Annotated in this window: 16 protein-coding genes and 4 tRNA genes; 9 read left to right on the forward strand and 11 right to left on the reverse strand. The window is 71.7% G+C overall.

Going from position 1 to position 21233, the window contains the following annotated elements; all coding sequences use genetic code 11:
• Window positions 1-62: 62 nt before the first annotated feature.
• Window positions 63-1487 (forward strand): hypothetical protein, encoded by a 1425-nt coding sequence (locus tag H7A72_RS01245; RefSeq protein ID WP_185221379.1) that lies wholly within the window; start codon window positions 63-65, stop codon window positions 1485-1487.
• On the opposite strand, the gene H7A72_RS01250 is transcribed toward H7A72_RS01245, so the two are convergent.
• Window positions 1469-2011, reverse strand: a complete 543-nt coding sequence (locus tag H7A72_RS01250; RefSeq protein ID WP_185221380.1) for a hypothetical protein — start codon at window positions 2009-2011, stop codon at window positions 1469-1471. The two genes, H7A72_RS01245 and H7A72_RS01250, sit on opposite strands and share 19 nt — an antisense overlap.
• 33 nt (window positions 2012-2044) lie before the next feature.
• On the opposite strand from H7A72_RS01250, the gene H7A72_RS01255 reads away from it, so the two are divergent.
• The 3 genes from H7A72_RS01255 to H7A72_RS01265 all read left to right on the forward strand — a co-directional run bounded on the left by H7A72_RS01255 (window position 2045) and on the right by H7A72_RS01265 (window position 6482).
• The gene (locus H7A72_RS01255) at window positions 2045-3181 is read left to right on the forward strand and encodes a hypothetical protein (RefSeq protein WP_185221381.1); all 1137 of its coding nucleotides are present in this window, start codon (window positions 2045-2047) and stop codon (window positions 3179-3181) included.
• 86 nt (window positions 3182-3267) lie between these two features.
• Complete coding sequence (gene wecB / locus H7A72_RS01260; RefSeq protein ID WP_185221382.1) at window positions 3268-4368, forward strand: non-hydrolyzing UDP-N-acetylglucosamine 2-epimerase; 1101 nt, start codon at window positions 3268-3270, stop codon at window positions 4366-4368.
• On the forward strand, window positions 4365-6482 hold the full coding sequence (locus tag H7A72_RS01265) for an acyltransferase family protein (RefSeq protein ID WP_185221383.1): 2118 nt from the start codon (window positions 4365-4367) through the stop codon (window positions 6480-6482). The genes wecB and H7A72_RS01265 overlap by 4 nt, the downstream gene beginning before the upstream one ends.
• 70 nt (window positions 6483-6552) lie before the next feature.
• On the opposite strand, the gene H7A72_RS01270 is transcribed toward H7A72_RS01265, so the two are convergent.
• The 8 genes from H7A72_RS01270 to H7A72_RS01305 all read right to left on the reverse strand — a co-directional run bounded on the left by H7A72_RS01270 (window position 6553) and on the right by H7A72_RS01305 (window position 14063).
• Entirely contained in the window at window positions 6553-8709 is a 2157-nt protein-coding gene (locus tag H7A72_RS01270; RefSeq protein WP_223277725.1) for a glycosyltransferase family 4 protein, read from the reverse strand.
• A gap of 41 nt (window positions 8710-8750) precedes the next feature.
• Window positions 8751-10568: a glycosyltransferase gene (locus H7A72_RS16845; protein ID WP_185221384.1), complete on the reverse strand. Its 1818-nt coding sequence runs from the start codon at window positions 10566-10568 to the stop codon at window positions 8751-8753.
• Window positions 10569-10751: 183 nt separating this feature from the next.
• Window positions 10752-11156, reverse strand: a complete 405-nt coding sequence (locus H7A72_RS01280; protein WP_185221385.1) for a hypothetical protein — start codon at window positions 11154-11156, stop codon at window positions 10752-10754.
• 36 nt (window positions 11157-11192) lie between these two features.
• Window positions 11193-11266: transfer RNA gene (locus tag H7A72_RS01285), tRNA-Phe, on the reverse strand.
• A gap of 26 nt (window positions 11267-11292) precedes the next feature.
• Window positions 11293-11366 (reverse strand) — tRNA-Asp (locus tag H7A72_RS01290).
• A gap of 36 nt (window positions 11367-11402) precedes the next feature.
• A tRNA-Glu gene (locus H7A72_RS01295) sits at window positions 11403-11475 on the reverse strand.
• A 97-nt stretch (window positions 11476-11572) separates the two neighbouring features.
• Window positions 11573-12622, reverse strand: a complete 1050-nt coding sequence (locus H7A72_RS01300) for a PHP domain-containing protein (protein ID WP_223277726.1) — start codon at window positions 12620-12622, stop codon at window positions 11573-11575.
• Window positions 12623-12626: 4 nt separating this feature from the next.
• On the reverse strand, window positions 12627-14063 hold the full coding sequence (locus H7A72_RS01305; protein WP_185221387.1) for a GuaB1 family IMP dehydrogenase-related protein: 1437 nt from the start codon (window positions 14061-14063) through the stop codon (window positions 12627-12629).
• Between the two features lie 41 nt (window positions 14064-14104).
• Here H7A72_RS01305 and H7A72_RS01310 point away from each other — a divergent pair, with 41 nt between their 5' ends.
• Window positions 14105-15361, forward strand: coding sequence for a DUF445 domain-containing protein (locus tag H7A72_RS01310; RefSeq protein ID WP_185221388.1), 1257 nt, complete (start codon window positions 14105-14107; stop codon window positions 15359-15361).
• A 65-nt stretch (window positions 15362-15426) separates the two neighbouring features.
• On the opposite strand, the gene H7A72_RS01315 is transcribed toward H7A72_RS01310, so the two are convergent.
• A complete protein-coding gene (locus H7A72_RS01315; RefSeq protein ID WP_185221389.1) occupies window positions 15427-16683 on the reverse strand; it encodes an FAD-binding oxidoreductase in 1257 nt (418 codons plus the stop codon).
• A gap of 595 nt (window positions 16684-17278) precedes the next feature.
• Between H7A72_RS01315 and H7A72_RS01320 the strand changes: the two genes are divergently transcribed.
• Window positions 17279-17809, forward strand: coding sequence for a glyoxalase superfamily protein (locus tag H7A72_RS01320; RefSeq protein WP_185221390.1), 531 nt, complete (start codon window positions 17279-17281; stop codon window positions 17807-17809).
• Between the two features lie 5 nt (window positions 17810-17814).
• Here H7A72_RS01320 and H7A72_RS01325 read toward each other — a convergent pair whose 3' ends face one another.
• Window positions 17815-17967: a hypothetical protein gene (locus H7A72_RS01325; protein WP_185222433.1), complete on the reverse strand. Its 153-nt coding sequence runs from the start codon at window positions 17965-17967 to the stop codon at window positions 17815-17817.
• A gap of 41 nt (window positions 17968-18008) precedes the next feature.
• On the opposite strand from H7A72_RS01325, the gene H7A72_RS01330 reads away from it, so the two are divergent.
• The 3 genes from H7A72_RS01330 (at window position 18009) to H7A72_RS01340 (ending at window position 21212) form a co-directional block, all read left to right on the forward strand.
• Window positions 18009-19198 (forward strand): IS3 family transposase gene (locus tag H7A72_RS01330; RefSeq protein WP_223277727.1). Its coding sequence is split into 2 segments (ribosomal slippage): window positions 18009-18287 and window positions 18290-19198, totalling 1188 coding nucleotides; the frame shifts between segments, so codons are not numbered across the junction.
• Window positions 19199-19571: 373 nt separating this feature from the next.
• Window positions 19572-20834: an IS110 family transposase gene (locus H7A72_RS01335; RefSeq protein ID WP_223277728.1), complete on the forward strand. Its 1263-nt coding sequence runs from the start codon at window positions 19572-19574 to the stop codon at window positions 20832-20834.
• A gap of 305 nt (window positions 20835-21139) precedes the next feature.
• Window positions 21140-21212: transfer RNA gene (locus H7A72_RS01340), tRNA-Lys, on the forward strand.
• Window positions 21213-21233: the final 21 nt, after the last annotated feature.

The raw sequence follows: 21233 nt of genomic DNA on the forward strand, positions 1-21233 counted from the left end.
GGCGCGATCATACCGGCCGATCCTGTCGGGGCGCTGACCATCACCGCCATACAGTGGGCGGCATGTCGGACCGCCTCCCTGTCCTGCTGGCGACGAGCAACGGCGTCGGCATGGGCCACCTCACCCGACAGCTCACCGTCGCCCTGAGCGCCCCCGACGACATCGACCCCGTCCTGATGTCCCTCTCCGGCGCGCTGCCGACGGTCCGCTCGGCCGTGGCGTCCGGCGCCCTGCCCGAGCTGGCGGGGGTGCGCACGGAGTACTGCCCCAGCCGCAAGAGCGGATGGCTGCCGAAGGGGGGAGCGGCCCGGCGGCTGCGGGAGCTGCACCCCGCCTACAACTGGGAGCCGTACTTCGCCGACCGCCTCCGGGCGCTCGTCGCCGAGACCGGTGCCCGCCTCGTGCTCTTCGACGGGGTCGTGCCCTACGCCGGTCTGCTGGCCGCGCGGCGACGACTGGAGGGGACCCCCTTCGTCTGGATGCGGCGCGGCATGTGGCGGCCGGGGGTGGGGGAGCAGTGGCTGGCCCACGCCGGCGCCTTCGACCTCGTCGTCGAGCCCGGTGACTTCGCGGCGGCCGGGGACCGCGGTCCCACGGCGAGCCGCGCCGATGCCACGCGGGTCGCCCCGATCTCCATCGCGAGCGCGATCCGCCGCCACGACCGGCGGGCGGCGCGGCAGGCGCTCGGGCTCGACCCCGACCGGCCGGCGCTGCTGCTCACGCCGGGCACCGGGGCGCTCGAGGACGTCGCCTCACCGGTGCGGGTGGCGCTCGACGTGCTGCGGCGGCAGGCTCCCGACTGGCAGGTCGCGGTGACCAGCCCGGCCCTGGCCCGCCACGGCATCGGCCGCGACGGCGAGGACGTGCACCTCCTCACCGACACCTACCCGCTGGCACGCTCGCTCGCCGCCTTCGACGGCGCGGTGAGCGCCGCCGGCTACAACTCGGTGCACGAGCTCCTCGGGACCGGCGTGCCGACGGTGCTCGTGCCCGGCCAGTCGCTCGGCACCGACGACCAGCCCGGCCGGGCCGCGACGCTCGCGGCCGCGGGTGCCTGCCTGAGCGTCGACCCGGGTGACGCCGACGGCATGCGCTCGGCCGTGACGCAGCTGGTCGACCCCGACGTGGCCGACCGGCTGCGCGCGGCCTGCCGCGAGCTGCCGGACACCACCGGTGGCGCCGAGACCGCGCGCCTGCTCGTCGACCTCGCACAGGGCGCCCCGGCGCCGCAGGGCCTGGCCGCCGGTGCCCCGTGGGGGCCGCCCGCCTGGCGCCGCGCCCTGCCCGACCCGCGCACCCGCGTCGACCTCGTCGCCGGGAGTGCGCCGGCGACGCGAAGGGGGGCCCGCCCCCTGCACGTCACCGAGGACCTGCCGCCGCAGCGGGTCGGCGACGAGCCCGTCGAGCACCTCGTCGAGGGCGCCTCGCCGGAGTACCGGCGGGTGCGGACCGAGATCGCGGGCTGGATCTACCGCCCCGGCCGCTGACGCAGGCGCACGGTCTCGCGGCGCAGCCGCCCGGCGCGGCGGCGCGCCAGCCCGAGGAGCACGGTCGGCGTGCTGTGGCGCCGCGCGGCCTCGCGGGCATCGGGCGAGGCGCCGACGCCCACGACGGCACCGTCGACCCACACCCGCCACCGGCCGGCGGCCGGGTCGTGCAGCGGCGTCGGGCCGTCGAGGTGCACGGCGCCGGAGGCTTCGGCGAGGCGGCGGTCGAGACCCGGGGCGTCGGCGACGAGCTCGTCGACCTCGACGCCGTGCCGCATCGCGGCCACGAGCAGCTCGGTCCGCGCGAGGTAGCAGGGCCCGGCGTCGCTGTGCACCCGGACCAAGCGGCGGTGCGGTCGGTGCAGCACCCGCACGAGCCGCTCGAGGGCCCCGTCGACGAGGGTCGTGCCCGCCCGGTGGACGAGGACGGTCTCGGCCGAGGCGATCGCCTCCTCGAGCCGGTCGACGGCGTCGGGGGCGTCACCGTCGACGACGACGGTGGACGGCGCGGCGTGAGTGGGCATGCCAGCAGGATAGTGACGGCTAGCGTGGGGTCCATGACCACGCGCGCGACGACACCGGCGGCCGGGGACACCCCCGTCGGCCGGGTTCCCGGCCCCGACAGCGACCGGCGCGCCCACCTCGACCTGACCGGCGACGGCTGGTCCCTCACCAGCCCGTGGCGTCGCCCCCTTCGCGGTGCGTGGGCGCAGGCCGGCGGACTCGTCGACGGGCTCTCCCGGCTCGACCACGTCCACGCCCTGTCCGTCGAAGCCGAGCCCTCGGGGCCGGCGCCCGACGCCGGGACGACCGCGGCGCTCGCCGACTTCGTCACGCGCGCCGTCGCCCGCGGCACCTTCGTCGTCGGCGACCTGCCCGCCGTCGTGGCCCGTCGGGTGCACGCGGTCGTGCCGGGCACGGCCCACGGGCGGCCCGGCGACCTCGCCTTCGACGTCGCCGCGGTGCGGCAGCGACGTCAGGTCCTCGCGCCGCTCGTGCACCACGCGCTGACCCCGACGATCTCCGTCCTGCTCGCGACCCGCCGCCCGCAGCTGCTCGGCGCGATCACGGCGATGATCCGGGCGCAGACCCTGCCCCCGCACGAGGTCGTCGTCGCCGTCCACGGTGGAGACCCCGATGCGCTGCCCGTGCCCGACCTCGGCGACATCGGGGTCACGGTCGTCGCCGCACCGGGCGACCGCAGCCTCGGCCACGCCCTGCAGCTCGCGGCCGACGCCGCCGACGGGCAGCTGCTCACCAAGATGGACGACGACGACCACTACGGCCCCGACCACCTGCTCGACCTGGCGATCGCCCGCCACGTGTCGGGGGCGCCGATCGTCGGCAAGAGCAGCACCGTCGTGCACGTCGAGTCCCTCGACACGACCGTGCGCCGGGTCATCGGGACCCCCGAGTCGGCGGTCCACCGGGTGGCCGGCGGCACGATCCTCGTCGGCGCCGACGAGCTGCGCGACCTCGGTGGCTGGGCCGACGTCCCCCGCGCCGTCGACAGCGCGCTCATGCGGGCGGCGACCGCCGCCGGCGCGATGATCTACCGCCCGCACGACATCGGCTATGTCTACGTGCGGCACGCCGGCGACGGCCACACGTGGTCGGCCGACGCCGGGCACTTCCTCGCCAATGCCCGCGAGCAGTGGCTCGGGCTGCTGCGCCACCCCGACTTCGGCACCTGAGCGGTCCGGCGTGTGGCGGCAGAGGGCCCCGGGCGCCCGTGACACACTGACTGGCTGTACGTCCCACCCGAGAGCGAAGGGCTGACATGGCTCCCCTTGTTGTGCACGTCACCGGTGCGCGTCCCAACTTCCCCAAGGCCGCCCCGGTCCTCGAGGCCCTGGCCGGATACGACGTCGAGCAGCTGCTCGTGCACACCGGCCAGCACTACGACGACAAGATGTCGGACGTCTTCTTCCGCCAACTGGGCATCCCCAAGCCCGACGTCAATCTCGGTGTCGGTTCGGGCGCGCACGGCGCCCAGACGGCCAAGGTGATGATCGCCCTCGAGGAGCTCTTCACCGAGCGCCGCCCCGACCTCGTCGTCGTCTACGGCGACGTCAACTCCACCGTGGCCGCTGCCCTCGTGGCGAGCAAGCTCGGCATCACCTTCGCCCACGTCGAGGCCGGCCTGCGCTCCTTCGACATGACGATGCCCGAGGAGATCAACCGCCTCGTTACCGACAAGCTCTCGGACCTGCTCCTCACGACGAGCACCGACGCGATCGGCCACCTGGGCAACGAGGGCACCGATCCCGACAAGATCCACTTCGTCGGCAACCCGATGATCGACACGCTGCTCAAGAACAAGCCCCGCTTCGACGCCGACGCCGTGCGTCAGGAGGTCGGCATCGAGGGCGACTACATCGTCGCCACGCTGCACCGCCCGGGCAATGTCGACGACCCGCAGGACGTCAAGGCGCTCGTCGCCGCGATGCACGCCGTCGCCGACCAGGCGCAGGTCGTCATCCCGCTGCACCCGCGCGGTCGTGCCCGCCTCGAGGAGGCCGGCTTCCTCGACCACCCGGGCATGCGCGTCATCGACCCGCTCGGCTACATCGAGTTCATGGGCCTCGTCCGCGGAGCCGCCGCGGTCGTCACCGACTCCGGTGGCGTCCAGGAGGAGACGACGATCCTCGGCGTCCCCTGCCTCACGCTGCGCCCCAACACCGAGCGTCCCGTGACCATCACGCACGGCACCAACCAGCTCGTCACCCGCGAGGTCCTCGCCGAGCGGGTCCGCGAGGTCCTCGCGGTCGGTCCCCTCAGCGAGTGGGACACCCCGCCGCTGTGGGACGGCCACGCGGGTGAGCGCATCGCCAAGGTGCTCGCGGCGTCCGTGTCCGCAGGCCGACGAGGCGAGGCGTGACCGCAGGACCAGGGGACACCACGGCCACGGCCGAGGCCAAGGAGGCCGCGGCGGAGGCGCACCACGGGGCGAAGGGGAAGAAGAACCTCCGGGGTGACATCGAGGGTCTGCGGGCGGTCGCCGTCGGCACCGTCCTGATCTACCACGTCGGCATCCCCTTCATGCCCGGTGGCTTCGTCGGCGTCGACATCTTCTTCGTCATCTCCGGCTTCCTCATCACCTCGCTGCTGCTGCGCGAGAGCGTCAAGACCGGCGGCATCTCGATCGCCGACTTCTACGCCCGGCGGGCCCGGCGTCTGCTGCCCGCGGCCTCGCTCGTGCTCATCGTGACCGCAGTCCTCGGGTGGGCGCTGCTGCCCGGGCCAGACCGGCTCAACCTCGGCACCGACGTCATCGCCGCGACCTTCTACGTCATCAACTGGGCGCTGGCCATCAGGTCGGTCGACTACCTGGCGGAGGACGCCGCCCCCTCGGCCCTGCAGCACTACTGGTCGCTGTCGGTCGAGGAGCAGTTCTACGTCGTCTGGCCGCTGATCATCATCCTCGGGCTCTTCGTCGCCCGGCGCACCCGGCTGCGGCCCAAGCCGCTGCTCTTCGGCGTGCTCGCGGTCATCGCCGCGGCCTCGCTCGCCTACTCGGTCGTGCACACCAAGAGCGACCCGGCGACGGCCTACTTCTACACGACGACCCGCGTGTGGGAGCTGGCGATCGGTGCACTCCTCGCCTTCCTCGTGCTGCGGCTCACCGCGCTGCCGCGCATCGCCGCCGAGGTCCTCGCCGGCGTGGGCCTGCTGCTCGTGCTGTGGTCGGCCTTCTTCCTCACCGGCAAGACGCCGTGGCCCGGCTCGTGGGCGCTCGCCCCGACCGTCGGTGCGGCCCTGATCATCGCCGCCGGCTGCGCCTCGCAGAGCACGGTCACCGCGCGTCTGCTGAGCCTGAAGCCCATGGTGTGGATCGGCGGCATCTCCTATGCGATCTACCTGTGGCACTGGCCGCTCATCACCATCGCCAAGCAGACCTGGCCAGAGGTGCGCATCCGCCACCTCGTGCTCATCGGCCTGCTCTCGATCGTCCTGGCCTGGATGACCAAGCACCTCGTCGAGGACCCGGTGCGCTTCCACCCCGGGCTGAGCGCCAAGGCCTCCCGCGGTCTGCTCTTCGGCGGCGCGTCCATGCTCGTCACCGCCCTCGTCGGCGGTGCGGTCTGGGCGACCGTGCCCAAGCTCGACGAGGACGCCCAGGTCCGGGGCGCCACCGCGCTCGTGGCCGACCCCGACAGCGACGCGTGGACGGTGCGCGAGGACCTCGGCGACGTCGTGGCGACATCGGGCAAGACCACCCCGGACCCGGCCGTCGCCCCCGAGGACGTCCCGCGCTACTACGACGACGACTGCCAGGTCCAGCCCGGCGACACCGAGGTCGACACGACCTGCGTCTACGGCGAGACCGACGGCGACCAGACGATCGCCATGCTCGGTGACTCCAAGATGGGGCAGTGGTTCCCCGCGGTCGAGGCCATCGCCAAGGACGAGGGGTGGCGCCTCGAGCTCTACCTCAAGTCGGCCTGCGCCTTCACCTTTGACGGCGCCAAGGACGACTGCGAGGAGTTCGGCAAGAACGCCAACGCGCACTTCGACGCCGAGGGCGCTCCCGACATCGCTCTGGTCTCCCAGGGCGCGGGCAGCTCGCCCGAGCTGCGCGCCGGCATGACCGAGGCGATCAAGGAGCTGCGTGCCAAGGGCACCGAGGTCGTCGTCCTCGCCGACAGTCCCCGCCCGCAGGGGCAGGTCTACACCTGCGTGGAGGACAACCCCGAGGACTACTCGGCGTGCGACTTCCCCGCGGAGGGCAATGGCCGCAAGGGCCGCGGCTCCAAGCCGCTGGAGGCCGCCGCCGAGTCGACGGACACCCCCTTCGTCGACCTCAACCAGTGGATCTGCCCGCCGGGCGAGACCTGCCCGCCGGTCATCGGCGACTCGCTCGTCTACCGCCAGGGCAGCCACGTGACGGCGACCTACATCCGCACGCTCACCCCGATGCTCTACCGGGCCCTCGCTGCCGAGGACCTCACGGCGAAGAACTCGAGCGAGATCTCCGTCGACGACATCCCCTAGCAGCACCAGCACGGCGAAGGGGGGCGCTCACCGCGAGGTGAGCGCCCCCCTTCGTCATGGGCACGGGCGGTCAGCCGAGGAGGCGGTGGTAGGCCTCGTCGGCGATCTTGGTGACATCGCTCCAGTCGCGCTCGGCGAGGACCCACTCGCGGGCCTGCCGGCCCATCCGCTCACGCAGCGCCGGGTCGTCGAGGTAGCGCGCGATCTGCCGGGCGAAGTCCTGGGCGTCGCCCTTGGCGAAGACCAGGCCGCGCTCGTCGGGCTTGACGATCTCGGTGAGGGCCGCGACCGAGCTGGAGATGCAGGCCTTGCCCATCGCCATCGACTCGAAGGGCTTGATCGGGCTGATCAGCTCGCACACCGGCAGCGGCAGCCGCGGGAAGGGGGTGATCTGGAAGATCGACAGGTAGCGGGCGACCTGCTCGTGCGGGACGCGCCCGGTGAAGGTGACGACGTCGAGGACGTCGAGCTCGCGGGCCATACGGTGCAGCTGCCCCTCGAAGTGCCCGTCGCCGACGATGATCACGGCGAAGTCGTCGCGGGTCTTCTTCAGCTCCGCGGCGGCGAGCAGCAGCAGGTCAAGGCCCTCGTAGTCGACGAGCCCGCCGGCGTAGCCGATGACCGTCTTGTCGCGCAGGCCGAGCTCGTCGAGCAGCTCCTGGTCGGGCTCACGGGGCTCGAACTGCGCGGTGTGCACGCCGTTGGGCAGCAGGGCGATCCGGTCGGCGGGGCCGCCACGACGGATCATCTCCTCGCGCAGCGCCTCGGTGATGACGAAGGTGAGGTCGGCCTGCTGCACGATGTGCAGCTCGAGGCCGGTCATGTAGCGGTAGGCGTCGGTCCGGCCGAACTCGGGGTTGCGCGAGATCTTCATCAGGTCCTCGAGACCGCGCATCTCGTAGACGAAGGGGATGCCGAGCCGGCGGGCGGCCCGCAGCCCGGCGAGGCCGTTGTTCTGGAAGCTGCTCGCGTGGATCAGGCCGGCGCGGTGCTCGCGGGCGACCTCCTCGAGGCGCTCGGCGAAGCGCTCGATGTAGCCGGCCATCGGGGTGGTCCGGTACTCGCGCTCGCCCGGCTCGAGCAGGCGGCGGTAGGTCATCGTGTCGACGACGTCGAAGGGCTCGACCTCGCGGGTGTCGCCCTGGCCCCAGAAGTCGTAGGGGAAGCCCAGACGGGTCGCGGCGAGCATGTCCCAGCCCAGGCCCTGCAGCCCGGTGAGGATGCCGTGGCTGCGGGTGGCGTAGCCGCCGGAGCGGTGCGGCAGCGACTGGGCCAGGACCGACAGGACGGCGCGCGGGCGGGGCTCGTAGGAGCGCTCGTGGGCCTCGTCGACGGGCCAGCCGGTGCGGCCGATGTGGATCTGGTCGGAGACCTGGTCGTGGGTGGCGCGCGATTTCTTGTGGCCGAGCTCGATGAGCCGCCCGGTGATGACCTGGGCGGTGTCCAGCCAGCCGGCGCGGGCGGCCCGCTGGGCCAGCGAGAGCGAGGTCTTGTTGGGCACGACGGCGATGGTCTCGAGGTCGTGCTCGCGGTAGAGCTCGCGCAGCTCGTCCCAGCCCTTGAGGTTGCCCAGGGCGCGGGTGGCCGAGCGGAAGCCGGCCTTGCCGCTGCGCCCGACCTCGAGGGCCGTGGCCCGCTGGTCGTCGGGCTCGCCCGCGGCACGGATCGCGGTCTCGGTGCGGATCAGCTCCAGCGAGTGCGAGGAGTGGCTGACCTTCCACCTGTCGACATTGGCGAGGAAGGCCTCGGCCTGGTCGACGTCCTTGGAGGTGTACCACCCGAGGAGCCGCTCGGCGTCCTTGGTCGTGCGCGGGGTCGTCGTCGCCGCGAGCTCGTTGACCCGGGTGATGAGGTCCTTGTGGTTGGCCCGCTGGGCCACGGCCATCGACAGGCCGATCGCCTCGGCGTCGGGCTCCAGGCGCACGGCCGCCCAGGCCTCCTCGACGGCCTCGTCGAGCTGGCCGAGGGACAGGTGCGACCAGGCGCGCAGGCCGTGCCCGGTGGCGCCGAGGGCCGACTCGGGGACCCGGGCCAGCAGGCGCAGCCCCTGCTCGAACTGCCGCCCCGACAGCACGAGCAACCGGGCCTGGGCGAAGATCGCCCGCTTGCCGACGGAGCCGCCCTGGTTGGGCAGGGTCGCCAGCGGGTCGAGACGCATCCGGCGCACGACCGCGCGGGCGGCGCGCTTGCCCTGGGACTTCGCAGCATTCTTGTCGATGGGGGCCAATGGGGGTCCTTGTCGTCGTCGGGGCGCGGGGTCGCCGCGGGTCAGAGGCTCACGTGGGTCGTCGGGTCACCGTAGAAGAGCAGACGCCCGGTCGCGGTGAGGAAGGTCGAGTCGGTGACCGTCCAGGTGTGCGAGTGCCGGTCGTCGCCGCGCACCGACACGTAGTTGTAGCGGTCGCCGGAGTAGACGCGCACGCCCTGCTCCATCGAGCGGTCGAGGATGTCGGAGTCGACGGCGCGCGGGATGTCGCTGAACCGCACCTCGCGGGCGACGTCACCGGCGAAGAGCATCGAGCCGCCCTGGATGCGCCGCTCGTAGCGGTGCTCGGAGTCGGGGTAGCGCAGGACGACGGCGCCGGTGGAGCGCAGCCACACGTAGTGCGCCCACTTCCCGACGATCCCGGCGTCGGTGTAGGCGAAGGCGGCGAGCAGGTCCGACAGGTAGCGCGGTCCGTAGATGTTGTCGTCGTCCATCTTGGCGATGTACTGCCCGCCGGCGGCGTCGACGCCGAGGTTCATGCACGCGCCGAGGGTGAGCGAGCCGTCGGCGTGGACGATCTGCAGGTCGCGCACGCCCGCCTCGGTGGCCCGGCGGCGCAGCTCGGCGTCGTCGGTGTCGAGGCCGTGCAGCACGAGGACGAGCTCGGTCGCCGGGTGGTCCTGACGGCCGAGGTTGGCGAAGACGTTGTCGAGCTCGTGGGTGCGGTTGGTCGGCACCACCGCGGAGATGGTCGCGGGGGCGATGGCGGGCACGTCGAGCCCGGCGGCGCTCGCGAGGGCACGGGCGCGGTGGGCGCCGGTGTGCCCGGCGAGGACGGCGCGCTGCAGGCGCCGCCCCTCGCGGGCGACGAGCTCCTCCTGGTTGACCCGGGCGACGAGCTCGCTCCGCAGCGACTTGGCGTCCTCGACGCGGGGGACGAGCGCGTCGACCTCGGCGGGCAGGTCGGCGTGCGTGGTGGTGCCGACGACGGGGGTCTGCGCCGCGGCGGCGGCGACGGTGGTCCACGCGGCGGCCGGGGTGGTGGCCGACAGGTCGAGCAGCACCCGGGCGTCGCCGAGCGGGTGGTCGTCGCCGGCGCGCTCGGCCAGGGCCGGTGGAAGGGTGACGACGGAGGACTTGCCGGGTCGGCGGGTGAGGTGCGTGGCCGAGCGCTGCATCGGCGTGAGGGCGTCCGCCACGAGACGAAGGGAGGAGTCGTCACCCAGTCGGGACAGACCGTCGACGACGACGAGGGCGCCCGAGCGGCGGCGGGTCGTCGCGTCCTCACGGGCCGGGCCGAGGGCGCGTGGCTGGGCTGCGGGGGCCCAGTCGTGGACCTCGCGGCCGGTGGCGGCCAAGGCTTCGCGGGCGGCGGTCGTGGAGGTGCCGACGACGTCGACGTCCGCGACCCACGGGCCGGGGGCGGTGTCGTCGGTGACCCACAGGACCGACGGGACGCCGGCCCCCTTCGCCGCGGTGAGCAGGTCGGTGAGGGCGCTGCCGTCACCCCAGCCGGGGACGGAGCCCTCGAGGCCCTCGAGGAGGAGCAGGTCGGCGCCCTCGAGCGCCTCGGCGTGGCTGCGGCGCTCGACGGGGCGCTGGTCCCACTCGGGCGCCAGCAGGTCGGCCAGGCGTGGGCTGGCGGCGACGGCGACGGTGAGCGCGAGGGTCGGCACGGGGGAGTGCGGCGCGGTCGCGGTGGTCGCGGGCTCGCTGGCGGGCTCCGGCTCGGTCGCCGTCGGCGCGCTCGGTCGGGGCTTCGGTGCGGCGGCCGGCTCCGTCGGTGTCTGCGGTGACGCGGCCGGGCGGAGCTCGGCCAGTGCGGCACGTGCCGCCCGCCGCACGCGGAGGGGGATGGCAGCTGTCGTCGATCGGGTCACGAGCGGTCAGTCTTCCACGTCACCGGCCCGGTCGACGAAGGGCGCGACGGCCCGGCGTGGTCAGCGCGAGCCGGTGACGAGGTCGCGCAGCGGTGCCTCGAGCGCAGGTGCCGCGGCCCGCACGAAGGTGTCGGTGAGGTGCGACCCGTCGCGCTGCACGAGGACGTTGCCGAAGACCGGTCGTCAGGTACCGCCGGGGCACACGACGTCGGTGAGGTCGACGAGGGTGGCGGCCCGGGCGCGCTCGGCCGCGACGCGCATCGCCGGTGTCCCCATGCCCTCGGCCGAGTCGAGGATGCAGGCGTCGGTGTCGTCGCGGTGCTTCGCGACGCACTCGGGGGCGTTGCCGCCCCGGTCGACGGTGGGGGTGTCGGTGAGGGCCGCGACGGGGATCCCGGCGTCGGCGAGCTCGTCCCACCGGCTGACGAGGCTCCGTGTGGCAGCCCCGGTCGTAGGCGTCCGGGCGGTCGTCGAAGGCCTCCTCTGGGGCCGGTCGCAGTCCGTCGCCCGAGGGCGTCGGCGCGGCGGTGGCGGTGATGACGTCGGGGGCACTCGTTGGCCGCGGCCGAGAACGTCGAAGGGCGCCACCGCTGTGCGGTGGCGCCCTTCGAGACGAAACTCCGGTGGCCAGGGGCGGGGTCGAACCGCCGACCTTCCGATTTTCAGTCGGACGCTCGTACCAACTGAGCTACCTGGCCGAGCCGGTCCGAACCGGACCAGCGAGCGACCCTGACGGGACTCGAACCCGCGACCTCCGCCGTGACAGGGCGGCGCGCTAACCAACTGCGCTACAGGGCCTTGGTGTGCAAGGCATGTGCACGATACTGCTGTGCGTATCCCCAACGGGATTCGAACCCGTGCTACCGCCGTGAAAGGGCGGGGTCCTAGGCCGCTAGACGATGGGGACCCGTCTCCGAGAACCCCTCGCTACGCAGCAGGCAGCACCCGAATCCGTCGAGGACTCGGAAAGCATACGCAGACTCGAGCCGGATCGCCAAAACGAGTCATCCGGGCCGTGCCCAGGCCCGCAGACGGTCGGCGTCCCACGTCGTGACGATGCGGTCCAGGGGCACCCCGAGGCGCTCGGCGCGCTCGGCCCCGTAGGCCTTCATCTCCAGCTGCCCGGGGGCGTGCGCGTCGGAGTCGACGGCGAAGAGGCAGCCGATCTCGAGGGCCAGGGCGACGAGCTCGTCCGGCGGGTCGCAGCGCTCGGGCCGGGAGTTGATCTCGACGGCGACGTCGTGCTCGGCGCACGCCTCGAAGACCGCGCGGGCGTCGAAGTCGCTCTGCGGCCGCGTCCCCCGGGAACCGGTGACGAGGCGGCCGGTGCAGTGGCCGAGGACGTTGACCCGCGGGTTGCTCACGGCCGCGACCATGCGCCGGGTCATCGGGGCCCTGGCCATCTTGAGCTTCGAGTGGACCGAGGCGGTGACGAGGTCGAGCCGGTCGAGCATCTCGGGCGTCTGGTCGAGGTCGCCGTCGTCGAGGATGTCGACCTCGATGCCGGACATGAGGGTGAAGGAGTCGCCGAGCGAGTCGTCGATCGCCGCGAGGAGCTGCAGCTGCTGACCGAGGCGCTGCGCCGACAGGCCGCCCGCAATCCGCAGCCGCGGCGAGTGGTCGGTGAGCACCATCCACTCCTGGCCCAGCTCGACGGCGGTGAGGACCATCTCGTCGATCGGGCTGCCGCCGTCGGACCAGTCGGAGTGCAGGTGGCAGTCGCCGATGATCGCCGCGGCGTAGTCCTCGCCGCCCTCGACGAGCGGCCCGCCGTGCTCCTCCTGCTGCCGGGCGAGGTAGTCGGGCAGCTCGCCGCGCACGGCCTGCTCGATGACGCCGGCGGTGGACTTACCGATGCCGGCGAGCTCGGTGACGGTGCCGTCCTCGACCCGCTGGCGGACCTCCCCTTCGTCGAGGTCGCGCAGGACGGCCACGGCCCCGCGGAAGGCCTCGACCCGCCGGCTGTGCTGCCGGGAGCGCTCGAGGAGGAAGCCGACCCGGCGCAGCGCCTCGACCGGGTCGACGGGCGCCTGCAGCGGCTCGAGGGACCTCACGACGTCACCAGGAGGTGTGCAGCGGTCGGCCCTCGGCGAAGCCGGCCGTCGACTGGAGCCCGACGAGCGCCCGTTCGCGGAACTCCTCGAGCGACGTGGCGCCGGCATAGGTGCACGAGCTGCGCACGCCGCCGATGATCTCGTCGATGACGTCCTCGACGCCGGGCCCGGCCGGGTCGATGTACATCCGGGAGTTGGAGATGCCCTCTTCGAAGAGGGACTTGCGGGCGCGGTCGAAGGGGGAATCGCTCGCCGTGCGGTTCTGCACCGCCCGCGCGGAGGCCATGCCGAAGGACTCCTTGTAGCTGCGCCCGTCGGGGTCGGTGACGAGCTCGCCGGGGGACTCGAGGGTCCCGGCGAACCACGAGCCGATCATGACATTGCTCGCGCCGGCGGCCAGGGCGAGGGCGACGTCGCGGGGGTGGCGGACGCCACCGTCGGCCCACACGTGCTTGCCGAGCTCGCGGGCAGCGCCCGCGCACTCGAGGACCGCGGAGAACTGCGGGCGGCCGACGGCGGTCATCATCCGCGTCGTGCACATCGCCCCCGGGCCCACGCCGACCTTGACGATGTCGGCGCCCGCCTCGATGAGCTCGCGGGTGCCGGCGGCCGAGACGATGTTGCCCGCGACGACGGGGACCTGCGGGTCGAGGGCGCGGACCGCGGCGAGCGCGTCCAGCATCTTGGTCTGGTGCCCGTGGGCGGTGTCGACGACGAGGACGTCGGCGCCCGCGTCGAGCAGCGCGGCGGCCTTGCCGCCGACGTCGCCGTTGATGCCGACGGCTGCGGCGACGCGCAGCCGGCCCTGTGCGTCGACGGCGGGGGTGTACATGCTCGCGCGGACCGCCCCCTTCCTCGTCTGGATGCCGACGAGGCGGCCGTCGGCGTCGACGACAGGCGCCACGCGGCGGCGGGCCCGGTGCAGCTCCTCGTAGGCGGCGCGCGGGTCGGCGTCGGCCGGCAGTGTCATCGGCTCGGGCGACATGACGTCACGGACCTGGGTGAAGCGGTCGACGCGGTCGAGGTCGCGCTCGGTGACGACGCCCACCGGGCGACCGTCCTCGACGACGATGCCGGCGCCGTGTGCGCGCTTGGTGATGAGCGCCAGCGCCTCGCCGGCGGTCACCGTCGGCTCGAAGGTGATCGCGGTGTCGTGGACGAGGTCACGGCTCTTGACCCAGGAGATGACCTCGGCGACGACCTCGACGGGGATGTCCTGGGGGATGACCGTCAGGCCGCCGCGGCGGGCGGTCGTCTCGGCCATGCGGCGCCCGGCGATGGCCGTCATGTTGGCGACGACGAGCGGGATGGTCGTGCCGGTGCCGTCGGCAGTGGTCAGGCCGACCTCGTGGCGGCTGGCGATCTCGCTGCGCCGCGGCACCATGAAGACGTCGTCGTAGGTCAGGTCGAACTGAGGCATCAGGCCGTTGAGGAACTCCACGGGAGTCCAGTGTAGGCCGCGCGATGGGGGATCATCGGGGCGTGAGCTTCCTCCAAGAGTCCCCGGCGGACGAGCGGCGCCGGGCCGGCCTGCGCCGCATGCGCCTCGTCGCCACCGGCCTGCTCTTCCTCGCTGCGATCGTCTTCGTCGCCACCCTGCGCCTCGACCACGGCGGGGTGTGGGGCTTCGTCAACACCGCCGCCGAGGCGGCGATGGTCGGCGCCCTCGCCGACTGGTTCGCCGTGACCGCGCTCTTCCGCCACCCGCTCGGTCTGCCCGTGCCGCACACGGCGCTCGTCAAGAAGCGCAAGGACGAGCTCGGGCGCAGCCTGCAGGAGTTCGTCGCCGACAACTTCCTCACCGAGGAGATCGCCCGCGACCGCCTGGCCTCGGCGCACGTCGCGCAGCGCCTCGGCGCCTGGCTCGGCGGTGCCGACCACCGGCAGCGGGTGCTCACGGAGGTCGCGCGTGGGGGCACGCGTGCGCTCGAGCGGGTCGACGACGACGACGTCCGTGACTTCCTCGAGCAGCTCCTCCTGCCGCGGCTGTCGCAGGAGCCGATCAGCCCGATCGCGGGATCGCTCCTCGAGGGCGTCGTCGACGGGGGCAGCCACACCGGGCTCGTCGACCTCGGCATCGACGAGATCAGCCGCTGGCTGCGGGACAACCCCGAGCTCTTCAAGCAGGTCGTCGGCGACAAGGCGCCGTGGTGGACCCCCGAGTGGGTCGACGACAAGGTCATCGACTGGACCTACCGTCAGGCGCTGACCTGGCTCGACGAGATGCGCTCCGACGCGCGGCACCCAGCCCGCTCCGCCCTCGACGACCTGCTCCGCCGACTCGCCGCCGACCTGCAGCACGACCCCGAGGTCATGGCGAGCGCCGAGGCGCTCAAGGAGCGGCTGCTCGCCCACCCGCAGGTCTCGACGAGCGCGGTGGCCGTGTGGCAGTCGCTGCGCACCTCGCTCATGGGCGCGATGGCCGACCGCGACTCCTACTTCTGGCGGCGCGGCGACGAGCTGCTCGCCCACCTGGGGGACCACCTCGCGCACGACGAGGCCTGGCAGCAGCGCCTCGAGGCTCACCTCGGCGAGATCGTGGCCTTCTTCGTCAACACCTACGGCGACGAGCTCGCCGAGGTCATCTCGGTGACCGTCGAGCGCTGGGACGCCGACGAGGCGAGCGAGCGGATCGAGCTCTTCGTCGGTCGGGACCTGCAGTTCATCCGGATCAACGGCACCGTCGTCGGCGCGCTCGCCGGTCTGGCGATTCACACCGTCGCGGTGCTCATCGCCTGACCTCTCGCAGCCGAGTTGATGTATCGCGGTGCGCCGGGGCTCACCCTCGTACACCGACCCGTCGCTCAGCGCAGGGGGTCGAAGGGGGTCAGCTCCGCCGCCGGACGACCGGTGACCATCGCCTCGGCGAGCAGGCGGCCGGTGGCCGGGCCGAGCGTGATGCCCCACATGCCGTGGCCGCCGGCGACGCACACCCGCGGGGAGCTCGTCACGCCGATGAGCGGCAGCCCGTCGGAGGTGCACGGGCGCGAGCCGACCCACTCGTCCTGCCGGTCGTCGAGGTCGACGCCGGTGAGGTAGGGGCGGGCCGCGTCGACGATCGCGGTGATCCGGCGCGGGTCGAGCGCCGCGTCGGGCTTGCGGAACTCCATCATCCCGGCGACCCGGAGCCGGTCGCCCAGAGGCGTGCAGGCGACGCGCTGGGCGGGCAGGTAGACCGGGCCCTGCGGGGTGTGGTCGATCGGGACGCTGAAGCTGTAGCCGCGGCCGGCCTGGACGTGCATGCGCACGCCGAAGGGGCGGGCGAGGTGGTCGAGCCAGGTGCCGGTGGCGACGGCGACCCGGTCGAAGCGCTCGTCGCCGCCGCCGCGGACGGCCAGGCGCACTCCCTTCGTCTCGTCGGTGATGCCGGTGACCTCGGCGCCCTCGCGTATCGTGCCGCCACGCGCCCGCACCGAGTCGGCGAGGGCCGCGACGTACTCGCCGGGGTTGAGGTAACGCTGGCCGAGCAGTCGGATGCCGGCGCCGATCCGGTCGGAGAAGGTCGGCTCGGCGGCGCGGACCTCGTCGCCGGTGAGCTCCTCGAAGCCGACGTCCTGACCGGAGGCGGCGATGTGCTCGAGCTCGGTGAGCAGGAACTCGGTCTGCTCCTTGGTCTCGTAGCCCGCGATGAACGAGCGCGCCTCTCGCGCAGGGGAGTCCACGCCGCCAGCGGCGAGGTCCTCGAAGGCACTGATCGCGTGACCGTTGATCGGCACGAGGGCACGCATCGAGCGGCTCCACCGCCGCATCGTGCTGTTGCGGGTGAAGGTCGCGAGGAAGCGCAGCAGCCGCGGGTCGGCCGTCACCGGCACGTAGACCGGGGACGCGGGGGAGATGACCGCCTTGATCCCGTAGGAGAGGACGGCCGGGTCCGGCAGCGGCGTGGAGATGCCGGGGGTGATCCAGCCGGCATTGCCCCACGAGGAGCCGGCGGCGACGCCGTCCCGGTCGAGGACCTCGACCTCGACACCGTGCTCCTGCAGGAACCAGGCGGTGGACAGTCCGACCATGCCGGCGCCGATGACGGCGACCTTCTTCGGCGCGGGATCCAGGGTGCTCATCGCGTCCTCTCGGGCTCGGCCCGCAGGGTCTCCGCGGGGCATCAGGTCACTGTGCCGCAGATCACGTCGGATGGGCAAAGGGGCACCTGAGGGCGGGGCGAAGGGAGCGCCGCCGCCGGCCCTCGTCCGGGCCACTACGCTGTGCGCGCCGGGCCTCTGGGGGATGGGGACTTTAGCTGGTGGCGCGGAAAGTCCCAGGTTTGCTGGGGGCGAGGTCGCGTCCGTTTGGGACGCGATCGGCATCAACCCTCGGACGCCCAAGGTCGTGGAGCGGAACGACATGCGAGCGTTGAGCCGTCATCACCGCCGCCGTATCAGCCGGGGCCAGTTCGATGGTGGCGCTCCTCCCATAAGACGATGGAGCGATTCCGCACAGTGCTGCTGGCGTATCTCATTCGATGCTCAGCTGCGACCGGCGCTGGCGGATCAGCTCCCGGTACATTGCTGGGGGCTGACGATCACGCCCGCCGCTCGCGCCGGTCATCGGTGAGGTGAAGTGATCGGGACATCCTTTCCGTCCGTGCGCTCCCTCCAAGGGTGTCTTGGTCGGTAACGCGAGCACCGGCTGTACTGCACACCCAGAGAGCGACTCGACATGACGACGACCCTCGACCAGGCCAAGGCTTCCGCCCGGGCGCTGCGCACCTCACTCGCCACGCTGGACGTGTCGGTCACGTACAGCCAGGCGCTCGAGGTGGTCGCCCAACAACTTGGGTACAGAGACTGGAACACCGCGCACGCCGCACTTACGCCCTCTTCAGCTGGCCTTGGCGGGGCAATACCCGTGATCCGAGTGCAAGACGAGCAACTCGCGCGGGAGTTCTACCTCAACTACCTCGGCTTCACGCCAGAGTGGGAGCACCGGTTCGAACCGGGGTTTCCCCTGTACGTCAGGGCACGTCGCGACGACGCAGTCATAGACCTCTCGGAGCACCACGGTGATGGAGTGCCCGGATCCGTGACCTGGATACCGGTACTCGACATCGACGCCCTGCTGGCTGACCTTCGATCACGCCCACACCCCAAGCTCCGCCCGGGCATTGACCCATCCTTCCCGGGCGGCCCAACCATCGTGGTCCCGGACCCGTTCGGCAACACGTTGCGGCTCTGCCAGCCGCTTCAGTAGGACCCTCAGATCAAGCGTGCGGTGTTGATCATCGTCTGCAGCAGATGCCGCATCAGATCAGGACTGGCTTCGCTCAGGGCTTCACCAAGCAGGCCGGCAGGGTCGACAATGTGTGGTGCGGTCATCGTGATGGGGTCTGCCCCGAGTTCGGTTGACACCTGATCTCTGAGGTTTCGGCCTTAGGCGGAAGGATGTCCCCGTGGCAAAGCCCTACCCCAAAGAGTTCCGTGACGACGTCGTGGCCGTGGCCCGCAAGGGTCAGGCGCCCTTGTCGCAGATCGCGAAGGACTTCGGCATCTCCGAAGGCTCGCTGGCGAACTGGATGAAGCAGGCCGACATCGAGGACGGCAAGCGCACCGGCCTGACCGACGACGAGCGCAAGCAGCTGCGTGAGGCGAACAAGAGGATCCGGCTCCTCGAGCAGGAGAACGAGGTCCTGCGCAGGGCAGCTGCCTACCTGTCGCAGGCCAACCTGCCGGGAAAATAGTCTTCCCGCTCGTCCGTGAGATGGCCGCGGCCGGTGCCCTGATCAGGGTGCCGGTCGCGGTGGCGTGCAGGGTCCTGGGCTTGTCGACCCAGGGGTACTACAAGTGGCTCAAAGACCCGGTCTGTCAGCGGGACTGGGACGACGCGCACCTCATCGACGTTCTCTACGACCTTCATGAGGACGACGCCACCCTCGGCTACAGGTTCCTCACCGACGAGCTCGACCTCGAGCACGGCATCAGAGTCGGCGAGAACCGCGTGCACCGGCTCTGCCGCATCGCGGGCATCACCGCGTCACACCACAAGAAGCGCAGCAAGGCGGGCTCCACCGGGCCGGCGCCGCACGACGACCTCCTCGCAGTGGTCGACGAGCACGGCGTGGTCCGTCACGAGTTCGTGGCCGATGGGCCGAACAAGGTGTGGCTGTGGGACATCTCGGAGCACCCCACGCGGGAGGGGAAGCTCTACATCTGCGCGATCAAAGACGTCTGGTCGAACAGGATCGTGGGCTACTCCATCGACTCACGGATGAAGTCATCGCTCGCCCGGGCCGCGATGCGCAACGCCGTCGCGCTCCGATCGCCGACCGGGACGATCTGTCACTCGGACAGGGGCGGTCAATTCAGGGCCAAGAAGACCCAGCGGCTGCTCGCGAACAACGACCTGATCGGCTCGATGGGCCGCTCCTACGGCGCCGGCGACAACGCCAGCATGGAGAGCTTCTTCTCCCTGCTGCAGAAGAACGTCCTCGACACCCAGCGCTGGGACACCCGCGAAGACCTCCGCCTCGCGATCGTCACCTGGATCGAGACCAAGTACAACCGACGCCGGCGCCAACGCGCCCTCGGGAAGCTCACCCCTGTCGAGTTTGAGATGATCTACGCGACCGCAGAAGCGGCGTGATTACTGCAAACCCCGAGTGTCAACCAGATCGGGGGCAGACCCATGACTCCGTTCGAGGGTGCTGTGAGAGGTTCACTCGAAGGATCACACGGTGACCGCGCCTACGTCCGTAACGGACGACGTGGCCACCATGCGCTACACAGAGATGATGGATTCGGCTCCGGCGCCGGCGTGACCCGAAATTACACGGACGCCGTTCGCGGCTGTCTTTTTGTGGATCTGTCCGTCGACGCCGGGGTCGCTGCGGGCCGGGCGGGTACATGACTTGATAGGAGCCTGACCGGGAAGTCGTCTCACCTTTGTGCTGTCTGCACTCACCCGACCCGCGGTGACGTTCACCCACCGTTGGAAGGGATTCCCGTCAATGACGAGCATGACACCCGACGCGCCGCTCACCAACCCGCTACCGCCACCGTCCGGGCTGGTCGCAGGCGTCGACACGCACAAGAACACGCATCACGTCGCAATCCTCGATCTCGTCGGCAGACCTGTCGCCGACCGAGAGTTCCGCGCAGACGGCCGCGGCTACGCGCAGGTCATCGCGTTCCTCCACGAGCACGGCGATGTCGCACGGGTTGGTGTTGAGGGGACTGGTTCCTACGGGGCCGGTCTCGTCCGAGCGCTGAACGCCGCCGGTCTGACCGTCATTGAAGTCGCACGCCAGGACCGGCAAACACGACGGCGTCGAGGCAAGTCCGACCCGCTCGACGCGCACCAGGCAGCCGTCGCGGTCCTAGCCGGCACCGACACCGCGATCCCGAAGTCTGGTGACGGAGCAGTCGAGTCGATGCGGATCCTGCTGGCAGAGCGACGCTCCGCAGCGAAGGCGCGAGCACAGGTAATGAACCAGATCCATGCACTGCTGATCACCGCGCCCGAGCTGGTGCGACAAGCATTCCGACACCTCAGCGGGCAGCGACTGGTGAACACGCTCGCAAAGACCAGGCCCGGGACGATCCCGTCTCCTGACCCGGACGTGGTCGCCCGGCAGACACTGCGGCGGTTCGCGCTTCGCTACCTCACGATGCAAGCTGAGATCGACCTCATTGAACAGCAGCTGGACTTCCTCGCCCGGCAAGTCAACCCCACGCTGCTGTCACTGAGCGGAGTCGGCCCGGTCACCGCCGCGACGCTCCTGGTCGCCGCCGGCGACAACCCCGAGCGGCTCGGCACCCGGGCGAGCTTCGCCGCTCTCGCCGGCGTCGCCCCGATCCCCGCCTCGTCCGGGCAACGCACACGGCACCGGCTCTCTCGCGGCGGGAACCGGCACGCGAACGCCGCCCTGCACCGCATCGTGCTGCTGCGCATGCGGCACCGCGAGCCGCGCACGACGGTCTACTTCGAACGGCGTCGCGCAGAGCAACTCACGGACCGCGACATCATGCGGTGCCTGAAACGACATGTCGCGAACGAGGTCTACGCCGCCCTGCTCAACCCTGCCAAGGACCACCCGGCCGGACACGAGCTCCGAGCCCGGCGACAGGCGATCGGCACCCCGATCAGCGTCCTGGCTCAAAGCCTTGGCGTCCCCTACCAGCGCCTACGACGACTCGAGATCGGCACCCGCGCCGACCCCGAACTCGAACGCCTAGCCACCCTCGCTCTGGACAAGATCAGCCCACCACAGGACGCTTGACAGCAATAGGAGCATCCACTATGCGGGACTCAACTTCGGTGCGACCCCAGTTGCGGAACTGACCTCAGCGGACTGGTTGCTGGGGACTCCTCTGATGCGGTCGCTGCAGCGTGAGCGGAGCAGACATCCCTGACGATGCCAGTCGGAGTCCGATCACGGCGAAGCTGATGCTTCACGGTTGGAATGCAGCAACAGGGCGGTCCCAGGCGAGACCAAGGGCCGCCCTGTCGCGATCCACCATCTACATCCGCGTATTCTCCCCATGAAAGTTCCCAGGGATGTCCCGACTAAAGTCCCCATCCCCCGGGCCTCTAGCTCAATTGGCAGAGCTGCGGACTTTTAATCCGTAGGTTGTGGGTTCGAGTCCCACGGGGCCCACCCACCTGCACCCGGGAGCGC

The sequence above is a fragment of the Janibacter sp. YB324 genome (assembly GCF_014217915.1).
Taxonomy (GTDB): Bacteria; Actinomycetota; Actinomycetes; order Actinomycetales; family Dermatophilaceae; genus Janibacter; species Janibacter indicus.

Excerpts from the sequence above, each read along its gene's own strand:
- H7A72_RS01315 (WP_185221389.1), bottom strand. The coding sequence starts at position 16,683 with ATGAGCACCCTGGATCCCGCGCCGAAGAAGGTCGCCGTCATCGGCGCC.
- H7A72_RS01335 (WP_223277728.1), top strand. The coding sequence starts at position 19,572 with ATGACACCCGACGCGCCGCTCACCAACCCGCTACCGCCACCGTCCGGG.
- H7A72_RS01255 (WP_185221381.1), top strand. The coding sequence starts at position 2,045 with ATGACCACGCGCGCGACGACACCGGCGGCCGGGGACACCCCCGTCGGC.
- H7A72_RS01250 (WP_185221380.1), bottom strand. The coding sequence starts at position 2,011 with ATGCCCACTCACGCCGCGCCGTCCACCGTCGTCGTCGACGGTGACGCC.
- wecB (WP_185221382.1), top strand. The coding sequence starts at position 3,268 with ATGGCTCCCCTTGTTGTGCACGTCACCGGTGCGCGTCCCAACTTCCCC.
- H7A72_RS01320 (WP_185221390.1), top strand. The coding sequence starts at position 17,279 with ATGACGACGACCCTCGACCAGGCCAAGGCTTCCGCCCGGGCGCTGCGC.
- H7A72_RS01245 (WP_185221379.1), top strand. The coding sequence starts at position 63 with ATGTCGGACCGCCTCCCTGTCCTGCTGGCGACGAGCAACGGCGTCGGC.